The 15,423-nt window shown below is 64.8% G+C and carries 17 protein-coding genes; 6 read left to right on the top strand and 11 right to left on the bottom strand.

Going from position 1 to position 15,423, the window contains the following annotated elements; genetic code table 11:
• Positions 1-21: 21 nt before the first annotated feature.
• From RFM52_RS15750 to hppD, 3 genes are all read right to left on the bottom strand, one after another.
• A complete protein-coding gene (locus RFM52_RS15750) occupies positions 22-399 on the bottom strand; it encodes a type II toxin-antitoxin system VapC family toxin (RefSeq protein WP_320297372.1) in 378 nt (125 codons plus the stop codon).
• Positions 396-620: a type II toxin-antitoxin system Phd/YefM family antitoxin gene (locus tag RFM52_RS15745; protein WP_140634067.1), complete on the bottom strand. Its 225-nt coding sequence runs from the start codon at positions 618-620 to the stop codon at positions 396-398. Before RFM52_RS15745 ends, RFM52_RS15750 begins: the two co-directional genes overlap by 4 nt.
• 65 nt (positions 621-685) lie before the next feature.
• Positions 686-1,801, bottom strand: a complete 1,116-nt coding sequence (gene hppD / locus RFM52_RS15740; RefSeq protein ID WP_320297371.1) for a 4-hydroxyphenylpyruvate dioxygenase — start codon at positions 1,799-1,801, stop codon at positions 686-688.
• A gap of 138 nt (positions 1,802-1,939) precedes the next feature.
• Between hppD and RFM52_RS15735 the strand changes: the two genes are divergently transcribed.
• On the top strand, positions 1,940-2,407 hold the full coding sequence (locus RFM52_RS15735; RefSeq protein ID WP_320253049.1) for an Lrp/AsnC family transcriptional regulator: 468 nt from the start codon (positions 1,940-1,942) through the stop codon (positions 2,405-2,407).
• A gap of 183 nt (positions 2,408-2,590) precedes the next feature.
• On the opposite strand, the gene RFM52_RS15730 is transcribed toward RFM52_RS15735, so the two are convergent.
• From RFM52_RS15730 to aztA, 6 genes are all read right to left on the bottom strand, one after another.
• Complete coding sequence (locus RFM52_RS15730) at positions 2,591-2,929, bottom strand: protein tyrosine phosphatase family protein (protein WP_320297370.1); 339 nt, start codon at positions 2,927-2,929, stop codon at positions 2,591-2,593.
• A gap of 74 nt (positions 2,930-3,003) precedes the next feature.
• On the bottom strand, positions 3,004-3,441 hold the full coding sequence (locus RFM52_RS15725; protein WP_320297369.1) for a DUF6691 family protein: 438 nt from the start codon (positions 3,439-3,441) through the stop codon (positions 3,004-3,006).
• Between the two features lie 3 nt (positions 3,442-3,444).
• Positions 3,445-3,867: a YeeE/YedE family protein gene (locus RFM52_RS15720; protein ID WP_320297368.1), complete on the bottom strand. Its 423-nt coding sequence runs from the start codon at positions 3,865-3,867 to the stop codon at positions 3,445-3,447.
• 118 nt (positions 3,868-3,985) lie between these two features.
• A complete protein-coding gene (gene aztC / locus RFM52_RS15715) occupies positions 3,986-4,927 on the bottom strand; it encodes a zinc ABC transporter substrate-binding protein AztC (protein WP_320297367.1) in 942 nt (313 codons plus the stop codon).
• A gap of 249 nt (positions 4,928-5,176) precedes the next feature.
• Positions 5,177-6,052 carry a zinc ABC transporter permease AztB gene (aztB, locus tag RFM52_RS15710; RefSeq protein ID WP_320297461.1) on the bottom strand — a complete coding sequence of 292 codons (876 nt, stop codon included), beginning with the start codon at positions 6,050-6,052 and terminating at the stop codon, positions 5,177-5,179.
• Positions 6,052-6,864 (bottom strand): zinc ABC transporter ATP-binding protein AztA, encoded by an 813-nt coding sequence (aztA, locus tag RFM52_RS15705; RefSeq protein ID WP_320297366.1) that lies wholly within the window; start codon positions 6,862-6,864, stop codon positions 6,052-6,054. The genes aztB and aztA overlap by 1 nt, the downstream gene beginning before the upstream one ends.
• Positions 6,865-7,084: 220 nt before the next feature.
• Between aztA and RFM52_RS15700 the strand changes: the two genes are divergently transcribed.
• On the top strand, positions 7,085-7,429 hold the full coding sequence (locus RFM52_RS15700) for a RidA family protein (protein ID WP_320297365.1): 345 nt from the start codon (positions 7,085-7,087) through the stop codon (positions 7,427-7,429).
• A gap of 281 nt (positions 7,430-7,710) precedes the next feature.
• Here the strand turns inward: RFM52_RS15700 and hutC are convergent, their stop codons facing one another.
• Positions 7,711-8,457, bottom strand: a complete 747-nt coding sequence (hutC, locus tag RFM52_RS15695) for a histidine utilization transcriptional repressor HutC (RefSeq protein WP_320297364.1) — start codon at positions 8,455-8,457, stop codon at positions 7,711-7,713.
• 13 nt (positions 8,458-8,470) lie between these two features.
• A complete protein-coding gene (locus RFM52_RS15690; RefSeq protein WP_320297363.1) occupies positions 8,471-9,826 on the bottom strand; it encodes a formimidoylglutamate deiminase in 1,356 nt (451 codons plus the stop codon).
• A gap of 97 nt (positions 9,827-9,923) precedes the next feature.
• Here RFM52_RS15690 and hutI point away from each other — a divergent pair, with 97 nt between their 5' ends.
• The 4 genes from hutI to hutU all read left to right on the top strand — a co-directional run bounded on the left by hutI (position 9,924) and on the right by hutU (position 15,423).
• Complete coding sequence (gene hutI, locus RFM52_RS15685; RefSeq protein ID WP_320297362.1) at positions 9,924-11,153, top strand: imidazolonepropionase; 1,230 nt, start codon at positions 9,924-9,926, stop codon at positions 11,151-11,153.
• Positions 11,150-12,685: a histidine ammonia-lyase gene (gene hutH / locus RFM52_RS15680; RefSeq protein ID WP_320297361.1), complete on the top strand. Its 1,536-nt coding sequence runs from the start codon at positions 11,150-11,152 to the stop codon at positions 12,683-12,685. The genes hutI and hutH overlap by 4 nt, the downstream gene beginning before the upstream one ends.
• 220 nt (positions 12,686-12,905) lie before the next feature.
• The gene (gene hutG / locus RFM52_RS15675) at positions 12,906-13,724 is read left to right on the top strand and encodes an N-formylglutamate deformylase (protein WP_320297360.1); all 819 of its coding nucleotides are present in this window, start codon (positions 12,906-12,908) and stop codon (positions 13,722-13,724) included.
• 25 nt (positions 13,725-13,749) lie between these two features.
• Positions 13,750-15,423, top strand: a complete 1,674-nt coding sequence (gene hutU, locus RFM52_RS15670) for a urocanate hydratase (RefSeq protein WP_320297359.1) — start codon at positions 13,750-13,752, stop codon at positions 15,421-15,423.

Here is a 15,423-nt window from a genome sequence, read left to right as displayed (position 1 = left end):
AGTAGTTCGATCGTATGGCACTCAGCCCAGCGCGACCTCGTATTGGGCAAAATGCGAATCTGACGTCAGGATCGCCAGGTTCTCTATCCGCGCCTGTGCAATCAGCAGCCTATCGAACGGATCGCCATGGTGAGGCGGCAGATCGCCGACTGCGTGCGCGTGCTGCAAGGTAACCGCGAGGGGCTGAAACCGCATCCTCGGAAGCAACGTCGGCAGGTCATTTGGCGCCTGAAGCTTTCCAATTGACCGTTTGATCGCGATTTCCCAAACGCTCGCCGCGCTCGCGAACACCACCGCGTCCGAGTCAAGGATGGCGCGATGCTGTTCGCTGAGACGTCGATCATCCGAAATCGACCAGAGGATAATGTGCGTATCGGCGAGAAACGGCCCAGTCGTCATTTGACGTATTCGTCCCATTCGGGACCGAGTTCGTCGAAGTCGTCCGCAATCCAGATCTTGCCTTTCAAGGCGCCGATACGCGGCAACGGTTCCACCACTGCCGGAGGTACGATACGCGCGGCCACCTTGCCATGGCGCGTAAGCACAATCTCCTCGCCGGCTTCTGCGCGGCTCACGAGTTCCGACAATTTGGCCTTGGCTTCTGCGATGGAAACATTCATGGAGCGATCCTTTATGACCATAATTTAGGTCATAATTGATCGTGCCGCAAGATATCGCCGGGCCGCTACGCCGCCTTGCCGTCCAGCTTGATCACGCCGCGCTTGATCTGATCCTGTTCGATCGACTCGAACAGCGCGCGGAAGTTGCCTTCGCCAAAACCTTCGTCGCCCTTGCGCTGGATGAATTCGAAGAAGATCGGCCCGATCACGGTCTTTGAGAAGATCTGCAGCAGGATCTTGGTCATGCCGCCGTCAACCACGCCTTCGCCGTCGATAAGGATGCCGTGCTTCTTCATGCGCTCGATCGGCTCATCGTGGCCATGCACGCGCTCGTGCGACATCTCGTAATAGATGTCGGGCGGGCCGGGCATGAACTTCAAGCCGTTGGCGGCAAGCTTGTCGGTCGCCTCGTAGATCGCGTCGGTGCCAACCGCAATGTGCTGGATGCCCTCGCCATTGTACTTCTTCAGATACTCGGCGATCTGGCTGGTCTCGTCCTTGGACTCATTCAGCGGAATGCGGATCTTGCCGCAGGGCGAGGTGATGGCGCGGCTGACCAGGCCGGTGATCTTGCCGTCGATATCGAAGAAATGGATCTGCTTGAAGCCGAACAGGTCGCGGTAGAAATCCCACCACTTGTCCATATTGCCGCGATAGACATTGTGGGTCAGGTGATCGAGGAAATAGAAGCCGACGCCTTCCGGCTTCGGGTCGCGCTCGCCCAGCCATTCGAACTCGGCGTCATAGGCCGAACCCTTTTCGCCATAAGCCTCGATGAAATAGAGCAGCGAGCCGCCGATGCCGACGATTGCCGGTACGTCGAGCGCCTTGTCGGCGCCTTCATAAGGCGTGGCGCCCTTCGATACGGCATGGTCGAAAGCGTGCTTGGCATCGACGACGCGCCAAGCCATCGAGGCCGCGCAGGGCCCGTGCTTTTCGACGAACTTCATGGCATGCGAGCCGGGCTCGGCATTGACGACATAGTTGATGTCGCCCTGGCGCCAGACGGTGATGTCCTTGCTGCGATGCTTCGCCACGGCGACATAGCCCATGCGGGTGAACAGCTCGGCAAGCTTTGCCGGCTCGGCATGCGCGAACTCGACGAACTCGAAGCCGTCGGTGCCGGCCGGGTTCTGCTTGCTGATCCTGGCGGGTGGGGCGTCGTGCGGGAAGGGGCCCATGGCAGTCCTCCAAAAGTTGTTGCGGCCGGGCTTGGCCATCTTTCTCCATGATAGCGCGGGACAGCCGCACGGTGCTTGCATTCAACCCCTAGAAATGCGCATGATGTGCGCAATTTGTGCACGATTGGAGGATAATCCATGGATGATGCGCGCCTTGACCAATTTGACCGCAAGATAATGGCGCTTTTGCAGGACGACGCGCGCTATACCAACAACGACCTGGCGGAGCGCGTGAACCTGTCGCCCTCGCAATGCTCTCGCCGGCGTCTGCGCTTGGAGGAGGACGGCTATATAAAGGGCTACCGCGCCGTGCTCGACCGCGACCGTCTCGGCTTTTCGCTGGTCAACGTCATTTCGGTGACCCTGGCCACCCATAACCGTGACAATGCCCGCCGCTTCGGCGAGCTGGTGGCCCGCCTGCCCGAGGTGCAGGAGGCGCACGCGCTGACCGGCGAGATGGACTACATCTTGAAGGTGGTGACGCCCGACCTCAAGTCGCTGTCGGAGTTCGTCAACGGCGTGCTCCTGCCGCACGAATCCGTGCAGCATGTGAAGACGGCGATCGTGCTGGAGACGTTGAAGGAAACCGGTGCGCTGCCGATTTAAGCTATGCTGATTCAGGTGAGTCCGGCCTGCAAATGACGGCTTCCTGCGCTTCCGGCCTTCGCTGGCCGAAGCCCTCGTAAGGTCTCCGCTCTATGAAGGCTACGGCCGGCGTAGGCCGGTTCTCGTAAGCCGCCATTTTCGGCTCGGACTGACCTGAATCTCAGCACACCTTCGCTGGGATATTCACCCCCGCTGCTGCTGGATCAGCCCATAAAGGTTGGTGCAGCGCGCGCCTGAACGGCAATAGGCGAACACCGGCCCCTCGAGCTCGTCGAGCGCGGCGGCCTGGTCCTCGACATTGTCCATTGTGATCTGACCGCTGATGACCGGAATGTACCGGAACGCAAGCCCGGCTGCCTCGGCCGCGGCCTGGACGCTCTCGGCCGAAGGCTGACCCGGCTGCTCGTCGTCCGGCCGGTTGCATATCACGCTCTTGAAGCCGGCGTCCTTGATGACGGCTATATCCTCGGGCTGGATCTGGCCGGAGACTGAATAGTCGTCGCTGATCTGGCGGTATTCCATGGTGTCCTCGCAAGTTTGGTGCCTCGTGGCTTGGCTGGTGTTCTGCCACTCCCCGAGCGATCCGGCAACTGCTGCTAGGCCGAGGCCGGCTGGGCGAGCCGAGTTCGGGCGAAGCGGGCCACGACGATGCCGGCGATGACCGCCGCGACAAAGACCGGCGTCGACGAGTAGCCAAGGCCGAGCGCCGGAATTGAGGCCCCGGGACAAAAGCCGGCAATGCCCCAGCCGATGCCGAAGACAGCAGCGCCGCCGACCATTTGCCGGTCGATGGTGCTTTTAGACGGCGAGGCAAAGGCGCTCTCGAACACCGGCACCTCGCGCCGGCCGAACACCAATCGGTAGCCGGCGAAGGCGACCGCCAGGCCGCCGCCCATCACGAAGATCAGGCTCGGATCCCAGGTGCCGGCAATGTCGAAGAAGTTCAGCACCTTCGCCGGATTGATCATGCCGGAAACAGCGATGCCCAGGCCGAAAAGCCCACCGATCAGAAAGGCCGAGACGAGTTTGCGCATAGGTCAGCCTCCCATCACGTGGCGGATGATGAAGACGGTGACGAAAGCGGTCGCCATGAAGGTGGCGACCGCGACGAACGAACGAGGCGACAACCGCGCGATGCCGCAAATACCGTGCCCGCTGGGGCAACCGCCGCCGAAATGCACGCCGATGCCGACCAGGAAGCCGCCCACGACGAGCGCCGTCGTCGGGACCGGCACGCTGAACGGGATCTGCTTGCCGGCAAGCGCCAAGAGCAGGGGGGCGGCGATGGCGCCTGCGAGAAACATTGCGCGCCACTGCCACTCGGCCGACAGCGGCGGGATGACGCCGGTCAAGATGCCGGTCATGCCGGCGACGCGGCCGTGCAAAGCCATCAGCAGCACGGCCGACAGGCCGATGAGGGCGCCGCCGAGCAGGGACTGGAGAGGCGTGAAGTCGGTCATGGAAAGGGCCAATCCGAATTGCATCAACCGCTGTAGCAGATAGACATTTCCATGCGCGAATCCAGCCGGAACTTGGTCCGGGTGGAAGGAGTGGCTGTTTCTGCGCCTGGGTTGTTCCTCAACTCCCCAGGATCGCGCCTTTGATCTGCGTGATGTTGTTGTGCATCATGTCGATATAGGTCGACGCGGGGCCATCGGACGCCGACAGCGCGTCCGAATAGAGCGTGCCGCCGACCTTGATGCCGGTCTCGCCAGCGATCTGCTCGATCAGCCGCGGATTGCTGATGTTTTCCAGGAAGATCGCCGCCGCCTTGTCCTGCTTCACCTGTTTCACAAGCTTGGCGACGTCGGCGGCCGACGGTTCGGAATCGGTCGAGATGCCCTGCGGCGCCAGGAAGGTCAGGCCGTATTCGTGCTCGAAATAGCCGAAGGCGTCATGCGAAGTGATGACGACGCGCTTCGCCTCTGGGATCGACTGGATCGCTGCCTTAACTTCCGTCTCCACCGCGTCGAGCTTGGTGGTGTAGGCGGCGGCATTGGCCTTGTAGCTGTCGCAGCCTTCCGCGTCGGCCGCGCAGAACGCCTCGGCGATGTTCTTCACATAGATCTTGGCATTGGCGATCGATTGAAAGGCGTGCGGATCGGTGACGGTCTTGCCGCCGCTGGTGTCGGCGCCTTCAGCCGCGTCCGCATCGGCGAATTCCGGCTTGAAGTCGATCGGCGTCACGCCCTTGGTCAGCGTCACGATCGCGGCCTTGGTGGCGCTGGCGTCGACCAGGCGCTGCAGGAAACCCTCGAAATGCAGGCCGTTGACCAACACCACGTCGGCTTTGGCCATCGCCACCGCGTCGGCCGGGCTCGCCTCATAGACATGCGTGTCGCCGTCCGGCCCGACGATGGTGGTGATGTTGACGCGGTCGCCGCCGACGTTTTTCGCAAAGTCGGCAATCACCGTGAAGCTCGCCACGACCTTGAGCGGCGCCGCGAAGGCAGTCGACGTAGCGAGAGCGCTTAATGTTATAACGCTCAACGTCAGCGCGGCGCGGAAGGATTTCAGCATTGGAGTCTCCTTGCTTGGGGATTAGGGTTAGAGCGAGATGAGGTTAGATTGGAACATTCTGCCGGCGCTGGTTTAGACCAAGGCCGATGGATTTGGTCCAAACCAGCCCGGCCCTCCGGGTTTCCGGGCGGCGGGCACCCGCGGCGTCGAGCCGCTTGGGCGATGGAACCCCATCGCCCGGCGCGCCTCTCCTACCGGATTGCATCGCCGCCCGAGAAATAGAATGATCCAATCTAACCTCATGTCGCTCTAAGCAGTCCGGTGTCGGTGATGCACGATGCGGGCGCGCAGCACGCCGCGCGTGCCGAACAGGATCGAGCAGAAATAGACGACGCCCGCCGAAAGGATGATCGCCGGGCCGGAGGGCAGCGAGGCGTGGTAGGACAACAACAGTCCGGCGATGCAGGAGGCGAAGCCGATCAGCACCGCCAAGACGCACATCGGCTCCACGCGCGCCGTCCAGAAGCGGGCAGCGGCGGCCGGCAGCATCATCAGTCCGACCGAGAGCAGTGTGCCAAGCGCCTGGAAGCCGCCGACGAGGTTGAGCACGACGAGGCCGAGGAAGATGAAATGCACCGGGCTGCCCATGCGGCTGACCGAGCGCAGGAACAGCGGGTCGAGGCACTCGGCGACCAGCGCGCGCCAGAAGATGGCGAGGCAGGCGAGCGTCACCACCACGATGCCGCCGATCAGGATCAGCGCCTCATTGTTGAGCGCCAGCACCGTGCCGAACAGCACATGCATCAGGTCGACGCTGGAGCCGCGGATCGACACCATCAGCACGCCGACGGCAAGCGAGATGAGATAGAAGGCCGCCATCGAGGCGTCCTCGCGCTGGATAGTGAAGCGCGAGACCGCGCCCGCGCCGAGCGCCACGATGATGCCGGCAATCAGCCCGCCGACCGTCATCGGCAGGATTTCGAGGCCATAGAGCAGGAAGCCGGCGGCCGCGCCCGGCAGGATGGCATGCGCCATCGCGTCGCCCGACAGGCTCATGCGCCTCAGCATCAGGAAGACGCCGACCGGGCAGGCGCCGAGCGACAGCATCAGCGAGCCGAACAGCGCCCGCTGCATGAAGGCGAAATCGGCGAAGGGCGCGATGAAAAGGCCGTAGAGGAACTCCATCACGCCGCCCTCGGTCCTGAGCCGTGCTGATGGTCATGGTGGTGATCATGCGCATGATCGTGAGGGTCGTGATCATGGTCATCGGGCTCGCACCACGGCGCATTCTCTTCCCACGCCTCGTGGAAGCGCCTTGCCTTGAGCAGGTTTTCCGGCCGCAGCGTTTCCTTTGTGTCGCCCCAGGCGACGGGCTGGCGCGCGAGCAGCAGCGTCTCCGGGAAATTCTGCCGCACGAGATCGAGGTCGTGCACCACGACCATGATCGTGCGTTCTTCGCCATGCCAGCGCTTTATCAGCTGGATGAGATCGCCGACCGTCTTGGCATCGACCGCGTTGAACGGCTCGTCGAGCAGGATGAGGTCGGCATCCTGCAAAAGCACCCGGGCAAACAGCGTGCGCTGCAACTGGCCGCCGGAGAGCGTGTCGATCGGCCGCTTCTCGAAGCCGCCAAGGCCAACCGCCATCAGCGCCTTGCTGACCGACTCGCGGTCTTCCCTGGTGTAACGGCCGAGCATGCCGCGCTTCGGCCACAGTCCGAGCGAGACGAGATCGACGACGCGCGCCGGAAAGGACCGGTCGAGCTCCGACTGCTGCGGCAGATAGGCCGTGCGCACGCCAGGCATGCGGACCACGGCGCCTTCCATCGGCTTCAGCACGCCCACGATGCCCTTCATCAGCGTCGACTTGCCCGAACCATTGGCGCCGACCACGGCGGTCAGCGAGCCTTTGCGGACGGTGCCGTTCAAATGATGGATGGCCGGGTGGCTGTTATAGCCCAGCGTCAGGTCGCGGAAGGTCAGGCAGGCAGTGGTCATCAGGCGGCGGTCCGCGAAATCGAGTGCGTTGTCGATATGTGATGTTATTACATTAGTCAACACGCCGGCCCGGCGGAATTGTGTCACGACCGGTCAACTCGCCCTGTAGGCGTGCCGTTCGGGACCGGACATTGGCTCAATTGGTTTCGCGCCCGCCGGCCTTGCCCCGCGCCGGCCCGGACTCTAAACAGCAGCGACTCCCACAACGAAGGAACCTCCAATGAGCATTCGTCGCATCGATGTCGGCCCGCGCATGAGCCAGATCGTCATTCATGGCAACACCGTCTATCTGGCCGGCCAAGTCGGTCAGCCCGGCGGCAACGTCGCATCGCAGACGCGCGACATCCTGAAGACCATCGACGAATTGCTGGCCAAGGCCGGCACCGACAAGACCAAGATCGTGCAGGCGATCATCTGGCTGGACGACATGAAGACCTTTGCCGAAATGAATTCGGAATGGGACAAGTGGGTGCCGCAGGGCCACACCCCGGCGCGCGCCACCGGCGAAGCCAAGCTCGCCACCCCGGAATATTTGGTCGAGATCATTGTGACGGCTGCGCTGTAGCGCCAGCCTTGCCTTCTCCCCCTGTGGGGTGAGAAGTGGTCCGCATAGCGGACGAAAAGCCAATTACTTGGCTTTTCGAATTTCGAACGCCTTGAGCTTGCGAAAGGCCGGGTGGTGGCCGCGAAGCGGCCGGATGAGGGGTGCTGGAAGGATCGGGGCGCTGAAGATCTTGGCGCTCCAAGCGCTTGGATTTCCTGGCGCTGAGTTCCTTCCAGCACCCCTCAACCGTCTCGGCGCTGCGCGCCGATCCACCTTCTCCCACAAGGGGAGAAGGCGAGGGGCTAGCCCTGCGATGGCGTGAACCTAGCCACCAGCGTGTGGCTCTCGGCCGGATAGATGAACCGCACATGCGTCACCGGGTGCTCGGCGCTCCAGGTGCGGCGCTCGACAACCAGGCAGGGCGCGCCGGGATCGATGTCGAGCGCGTCGGCGATTGTCTCGTCCGCCGCCATGGCGCGGATGCGGTGCTCGGCCTCGCTCCACGGCACGCGACCGATCAGCCAGGGGCCGGGCGCGATATCGAGAAACTCCTCCTCGCCGGCCTCGGTTACAGCCGAAAGATTGATCAGCCGCTGCTCGAGCGCGAAGGGCCGTTCGCCGGCAAAATGCAGGCTCTCCAGCGCCAGCACCGGACCCGGTGCGGAAAGCCCGAGCAACGCGCGGTCCTCGGCGCTGCTGCGCCGTTTCAGGCGCTCCAGCCGCTCATAGCGATAGGGCAGGCCGAGCGCCTCGACCTCGATCCGGATGTCGTGCAGTTCCAGCACCGCCGCCTGTGATTGCGGCTGGCGCACGAAGCTGCCGGAGCGGCGCCTACGCTCGATCAACCCGGCTTTGGCGAGTTGCGACAGCGCCTTGTTCACCGTCATGCGCGAGCAATTGTATTGAGCCGTCAGCTCGTGCTCGAAGGGGATGCGATGTCCAGGCGCCCAGGCGCCCGACAGGATTTTTTCGCGGATGTCCGACAGGATGCGCTGGTGCAGCGAGAGAATCTCGCCGCTTTCGACATCGTCTGTCTCGACCAAGCTCATCGGACGGTCCTGTTCAGCCTTGCGACAATGCGGTCATGACTTGGCGGAACCGCGCGGCGACAGCCTCGCGCTTCGCGTGCCTGCCGCCGCTGACCTGCTTCTTGCCATGCACCCAGACACAATCGACCTTGCTGCCATTGGCAAAGATCCAGGCGTCGAGGATCGCATCGCCCGTCTTGCCGGTCAGCGATGGGTGGCCGGCGTCAAGCGAGACGAGATCGGCAGGGCCGCCCGCGGCAATCCGGGAAGGCCCGGCGCCGAGCGCCTGGCTGCCGCCGTCGAGCGAAGCGTCGAACAGCGCGCGCCCCATGGATCCGCCCGCGCGGGCCAGCACGTTGCGGGCGCGATGGGCGAGGCGCTGCGAATATTCGAGCTGCCGAAGCTCGTCCGGCAGGCCGATCAGCACATTGGAATCGGACCCGACGCCGAAGCGACCGCCATGCTCGACGAACAGCGGCGCCGCAAACGTGCCATCGCCGAGATTGGCCTCGGTGATCGGGCAGAGCCCGGCGATGGCGCCGCTTTTGGCCATGGCGATCGTTTCGGCCTCGGTCATATGCGTGGCGTGGATCAGGCACCAGCGCTTGTCCACCGTGGCGTTGGCGAGCAGGAATTCGACCGGACGCTTGCCCGACCAGGCAACGCAATCCTCGACCTCCTTTACCTGTTCGGCGACATGGATGTGGATCGGTCCGTCCGGCGCCATCGCCGCGACCGCATTGAGCTCGCCCGGCGTTGCGGCGCGCAGGCTGTGCGGCGCGACACCGACGACGGCCTGCTCCAACGAGCGAACGCCCTCGCGGGCTTTCCCAAGCAGACGTCCGAAGCGCTCGACATCATTGATGAATCGCCGCTGGCCCTCGTTCGGGGCGGCGCCGCCGAAGGCGGAATGGGCATAGAAGACAGGCAGCAGCGTCAGCCCGATGCCGGTGTCGGCGGCCGCGGCGGCGATCCGCTCCGCCATCTCGGCGATGTTGGCGTAAGGCTTTCCGTCGCGGTCGTGATGCAGGTAATGAAATTCGCCGACGCGCGAGAAGCCGGCCTCCAGCATTTCGACATAGAGCTGTGACGCGACCGCCTCGACCTGGTCCGGCGTCATCGACAGGGCGAAGCGGTACATCACCTCGCGCCAGCTCCAGAAACTGTCGGCCGAAGGGCCGCGCAACTCGGCAAGACCTGCCATGCCGCGCTGGAAGGCGTGGCTGTGCAGATTGGGCATGCCCGGCACGACGATGGCATGGCGCTCGTCGCCGGCCTGCGCGGAAGCGCCGGCCTCGACCGTGGAGAAGCGGCCGCCGTCGAAGGCGATCCTTACATTGCCCTGCCAACCACCGGGCAGCAGCGCCTGTTCCGCAAAGATCGCCGTCACTTTTCTCTCCGAATCTGAACGCGCCAGCGACGATACCACTTGCGCCGCGTTTTAATATGTATATACATAATCGCCATCCAATCAAATGGAAAAGATGATGGGTGGAGCAAACAGAAAGAGCGGCCATCGGGTCTGGCGCAATGCGCGCCTGGCGACCATGGCCGATGGTGCGGCCGGTCTCGGCATCGTCGAGAAAGGCTCGGTCGCCGCGCGCGATGGGCTTATTGTCTATGCCGGCCCTGAGGCCGATATGCCGGCCGCTGCCGGGCAGGGCGCCGAGGCCGTCGATTGCGCTGGCCGCTGGATCACGCCCGGCCTGATCGATTGCCATACGCATCTGGTCTATGCGGGCAATCGCGCCAACGAATTCGAGATGCGGCTGGCCGGCGCCACTTATGAGGAAGTGGCGCGCGCCGGCGGCGGCATCGTCTCCTCGGTCAAGTCGCTGCGCAGCGCCGGCGAAGACGAGCTGGTCGCCCAGACGCTGCCGCGCCTCGACGCGCTGATGGCCGAAGGCGTCACCACCGTCGAGGTGAAATCGGGCTACGGCCTCGATGCCGACAATGAGAAGAAGTCGCTGCGCGCCGCCCGCCGGCTGGCCGATGAGCGTCCGGTCACGGTCCGCACCACTTGCCTTGCCGCGCATGCGCTGCCGCCCGAAGCCAGGGGCGACAAGGACGCGTTCATCGATCTCGTCGCCAACACCATCCTGCCGCAGGTCGCCGCCGAAAAACTCGCCGACGCCGTCGATGGTTTTTGCGAGGGCATTGCATTCTCGCCGGAACAGATGGCGCGCGTCTTCGACAAGGCCAAGGCGCTCGGCCTGCCGGTGAAGCTGCATGCGGATCAGCTCTCCAACCTGCATGGCGCGGCCCTTGCCGCCCGCTATGGCGCGCTGTCGGCCGACCACCTCGAATATACGGACGAGGAGGGCGCTGCGGCGATGGCCAAGGCCGGCACCGTTGCGGGCATCCTACCCGGCGCCTACTACTTCATCCGCGAGACCAAGAAGCCGCCGGTCGATCTCTTCCGCCGCCACGGCGTGAAGATGGCTGTCGCCACCGATTCCAATCCCGGCACCTCGCCGCTCACTTCGCTGCTGCTCACCATGAACATGGCCGCGACGCTGTTCGGCATGACTGTCGACGAATGCCTTGCCGGCGTCACCCGCGAAGCCGCGCGCGCCCTTGGCCTGCTGGGCAACACCGGCACGCTTGAAGCCGGCAAATCGGCCGATCTCGCCATCTGGGACATCGAGCGCCCGGCCGAACTCGTCTACCGCATGGGCTTCAACCCGCTCCATGCCCGTATCTGGAGAGGACAATGACCGAACTTACCCTGACGCCCGGCAACGCGACGCTTGCCGACTGGCGCGCCATCTATCGCGGCGCCGTGCCGAAGCTCGACGCCGCCTGCCGGCCGAAGATCAAGGCGAGCGCCGAAGCGGTGGCCCGCATCGTCGCCAAGGGTGAGCCGGTCTATGGCATCAACACCGGCTTCGGCAAATTGGCCAGCGTCCGCATTCCGGCCAACGATCTCGAAACGCTCCAGCGCAACATCGTGCTCTCGCATGCCGCCGGCGTCGGCGAGCCGATGCCCGTCGCCGTGGTGCGGCTGATGATGGCACTGAAGCTCGCCAGCCTCGCCCAGGGCGCCTCCGGCGTGCGGCCCCAGACCATCGAATTGCTGGAAGCCATGCTCGCCAACGACGTCATCCCCGTCGTACCGGCGCAAGGCTCGGTCGGCGCGTCCGGCGACCTCGCACCGCTTTCCCATATGACGGCCGTGATGATCGGCGTCGGCGAATGCTTCACCCCGCATGGCCGCTTCCCGGCCAAGGTGGCCTTCGTCTCGCACGGGCTGGAGCCGGTGACACTCGGCGCCAAGGAAGGCCTGGCCCTGCTCAACGGCACCCAGTTCTCGACGGCTTTCGCTCTCGCCGGCCTGTTCGAGGCGGAGACGCTCTATCAGTCGGCACTGGTCGCCGGCGCGCTGTCGACCGACGCCGCAAAGGGCTCCGACGCCCCCTTCGACCCGCGCATCCATCTGTTGCGCAAGCATCGCGGCCAGATCGAGACGGCCGATGCCCTGCGCAACCTGATGGCCGGCAGCGCGATCCGTGAATCGCACCGCGTCGGCGACGAGCGCGTGCAGGATCCGTACTGCCTGCGCTGCCAGCCGCAGGTGATGGGCGCCGCCCTCGACGTGCTGCGCAAGGCCGCCGACACGCTTCGGACCGAGGCCAATGGCGTCACCGACAATCCGCTGATCTTTGCCGAGGACGACACCGCGCTTTCGGGCGGCAATTTCCACGCCGAGCCGGTGGCCTTCGCCGCCGACATGATCGCGCTTGCGGTCTGCGAGATCGGCTCGTTGTCGGAGCGGCGTATCGCCATGCTGGTCGACCCGGCGCTTTCGGGCATGCCGGCCTTCCTGACGCCGAAGCCGGGTTTGAACTCAGGCTTCATGATCCCGCAGGTGACGGCGGCGGCCCTCGTTTCGGAAAACAAGCAGAAGGCCTACCCGGCGAGCGTCGATTCCATCCCGACCTCGGCCAACCAGGAAGACCATGTCTCGATGGCGGCGCACGGCGCGCGCCGGTTGCTCGGCATGATCGAGAACGCGACCGCCGTGATCGGCATCGAGTTGCTGGCCGCAGCCCAAGGCTGCGACTTCCATCAGCCGCTTGCATCCAGCGAGGCGCTGGAAGCGGTGCGCAAGCTGGTCCGGGCCGAAGTCCCGCATCTCGACAATGACCGTCATTTCCATCCCGACATGGAGAAGGCGATCGCCATGGTGCGCAACGGTGCCACGGTGAAGGCGGCGAGCGCGGTGGCGTTGCCGGGAATTGCGTCGTGAGAATACCGAAGATTGAAGGCCGCGATCCTTCGCGCCCCCCTCTGGCCTGCCGGCCATCTCCCCCTCCAGGGGGGAGATCAGCAGCCTCTTTGGCGCTGCTCTTTCTTCAACGTAGGCGATTGGCGAAGGCCGGCGTGACAGCCAATCTCCCCCCAAGAGGGGGAGATGCCCGGCAGGGCAGAGGGGGGCGCCGTAGAGCTCCAACTTACGGAGGTCTCTCATGACCTCGCCCAACTGGCTCACTGTCACCCAGGGCACCGCGCCGCTGCTGGTCTCGATCCCGCACACGGGCATCGACCTTGCTGGCCTTGACGGCCGGCTGGTCTCGACCTGGCTTGGCCGTCGCGACTGCGACTGGTGGATCGACAATCTCTACGATTTCGCCAAGGATCTCGGCGCGACCGTCGTGCACACCGCCATTTCGCGCACGGTCATCGACGTCAACCGCGATCCGTCCGGCGTCTCGCTCTATCCCGGGCAGGCGACGACTACCCTTTGCCCGACGGAGACTTTTGACGGTGACCCGCTCTACCGTATGGGCAACGAGCCGACGCCGGCCGAGATCGACCGGCGCCGCGAGACCTATTTCGCACCCTACCACGCTGCCCTGCAGGCCGAGATCGACCGGCTGCGCGGCATGCATGAAAAGATCGTGCTCTACGACTGCCACTCGATCCGCTCGGTCCTGCCGAGGCTGTTCGAAGGCACGCTGCCGGTCTTCAATCTCGGCACCAATGACGGCAAGAGCACCGATCAGGCGCTGCAGGAAAAGGTGGCCGCCATCCTGGCCGCGACCGGCGAGACCTGGGTGGTCAACGGCCGCTTCAAGGGCGGCTGGATCACCAGAAGCTTCGGCCAGCCCCGGAATGGTGTCCACGCGCTGCAGATGGAGCTCTCCAACCGCGGCTACATGCGCGAGCCGGCCGAGAAGGGCTCACCCGAGAACTGGCCGGTGCCCTACGACGCGACCTATGCCGCGCCGATCCGCGCCACGCTGAAGAACATCCTCGAAACCGCCATTGACTGGGCCGGGCGCTGAGGCGCCGCCTTACTCGAAAGGGACAATGATGAACGATCCACGCCACAACATCCGCGAAGTGCGCAGCCCCCGCGGCGACAAGCTCAACGCCCGCTACTGGACGACCGAGGCGCCGCTGCGCATGCTGATGAACAATCTCGATCCGGAGGTCGCCGAGAACCCGAACGAGCTCGTCGTCTATGGCGGCATCGGCCGGGCGGCGCGCACCTGGAACGATTTCGACCGCATCGTCGCGTCGCTGAAGACGCTGGGCGAGGACGAGACGCTGCTGGTCCAGTCCGGCAAGCCGGTCGGCGTCTTCAAGACCCATTCCAACGCCCCGCGCGTGCTCATCGCCAATTCCAACATCGTGCCGCACTGGGCAACCTGGGAGAAGTTCAACGAACTCGATAGGAAGGGCCTGATGATGTACGGCCAGATGACGGCCGGCTCGTGGATCTATATCGGCACGCAAGGCATCGTGCAGGGCACCTATGAAACCTTCGTCGAGGCCGGCCGCCAGCACTACAACGGCAACCTCAAGGGCAAGTGGATCCTGACCGGCGGTCTCGGCGGCATGGGCGGCGCCCAGCCTCTGGCCGCCGTCATGGCGGGCGCCTCCTGCCTTGCCATCGAGTGCAACCCGGATTCGATCGATTTCCGCCTGCGCACCCGCTATCTCGACGAGAAGGCCGAGACGCTCGACGAGGCGATGGAGATGATCGATCGCTGGACCAAGGCCGGCGAGGCAAAGTCGGTCGGCCTGCTCGGCAACTCCGCCGAGATCGTGCCGGAGATGTTCAAGCGTGGCATCCGCCCCGACATGGTCACTGACCAGACCTCGGCGCATGACCCGATCAACGGCTATCTGCCCAAGGGCTGGACGATGGCCGAGTGGCGCGAGAAGCGCGTCAGCGATCCGAAGGCAGTCGAGAAGGCGGCGCGCGCCTCGATGCGCGAGCATGTCGAGGCGATGGTGGCGTTCTGGAACGCCGGCGTGCCGACGCTCGACTACGGCAACAACATCCGCCAGGTCGCCAAGGACGAAGGGTTCGAGAACGCCTTCGCCTTCCCGGGCTTCGTGCCGGCCTACATCCGGCCACTGTTTTGCCGCGGCATCGGCCCGTTCCGCTGGGCCGCGCTCTCCGGCGATCCGGAGGATATCTACAAGACCGACGCCAAGGTGCGCGAGCTCACCCCCGGCAACACGCATCTCCACAATTGGCTCGACATGGCGCGCGAGCGCATCTCGTTCCAGGGCCTGCCGGCGCGCATCTGCTGGGTCGGCCTCGGCGACCGCCACCGGCTCGGCCTCGCTTTCAATGAGATGGTGGCCAAGGGCGAGCTCAAGGCGCCGGTCGTCATCGGCCGCGACCACCTCGATTCCGGCTCGGTCGCCTCGCCGAACCGCGAGACCGAAGCGATGAAGGACGGCTCCGACGCCGTTTCCGACTGGCCGCTGCTCAACGCGCTGCTCAACACCGCGTCCGGCGCGACCTGGGTGTCGCTGCATCATGGCGGCGGCGTCGGCATGGGCTTCTCCCAGCATGCCGGCATGGTGATCGTCGCAGATGGCACGGCGGACGCTGCCAAGCGCCTGGAGCGTGTGCTGTGGAACGACCCGGCGACCGGCGTGATGCGTCATGCCGATGCCGGCTACGACATCGCCGTCGAGTGTGCCAAGGAGCACCAGCTCAACCTGCCGGGCATCCTGGGCTAA

The organism is Mesorhizobium humile, assembly GCF_033977215.1.
Classification (GTDB): domain Bacteria; phylum Pseudomonadota; class Alphaproteobacteria; order Rhizobiales; family Rhizobiaceae; genus Mesorhizobium; species Mesorhizobium humile.
Note: the sequence above shows the minus strand (reverse complement) of the source record. Positions and strands in the feature narration are given on the sequence as shown.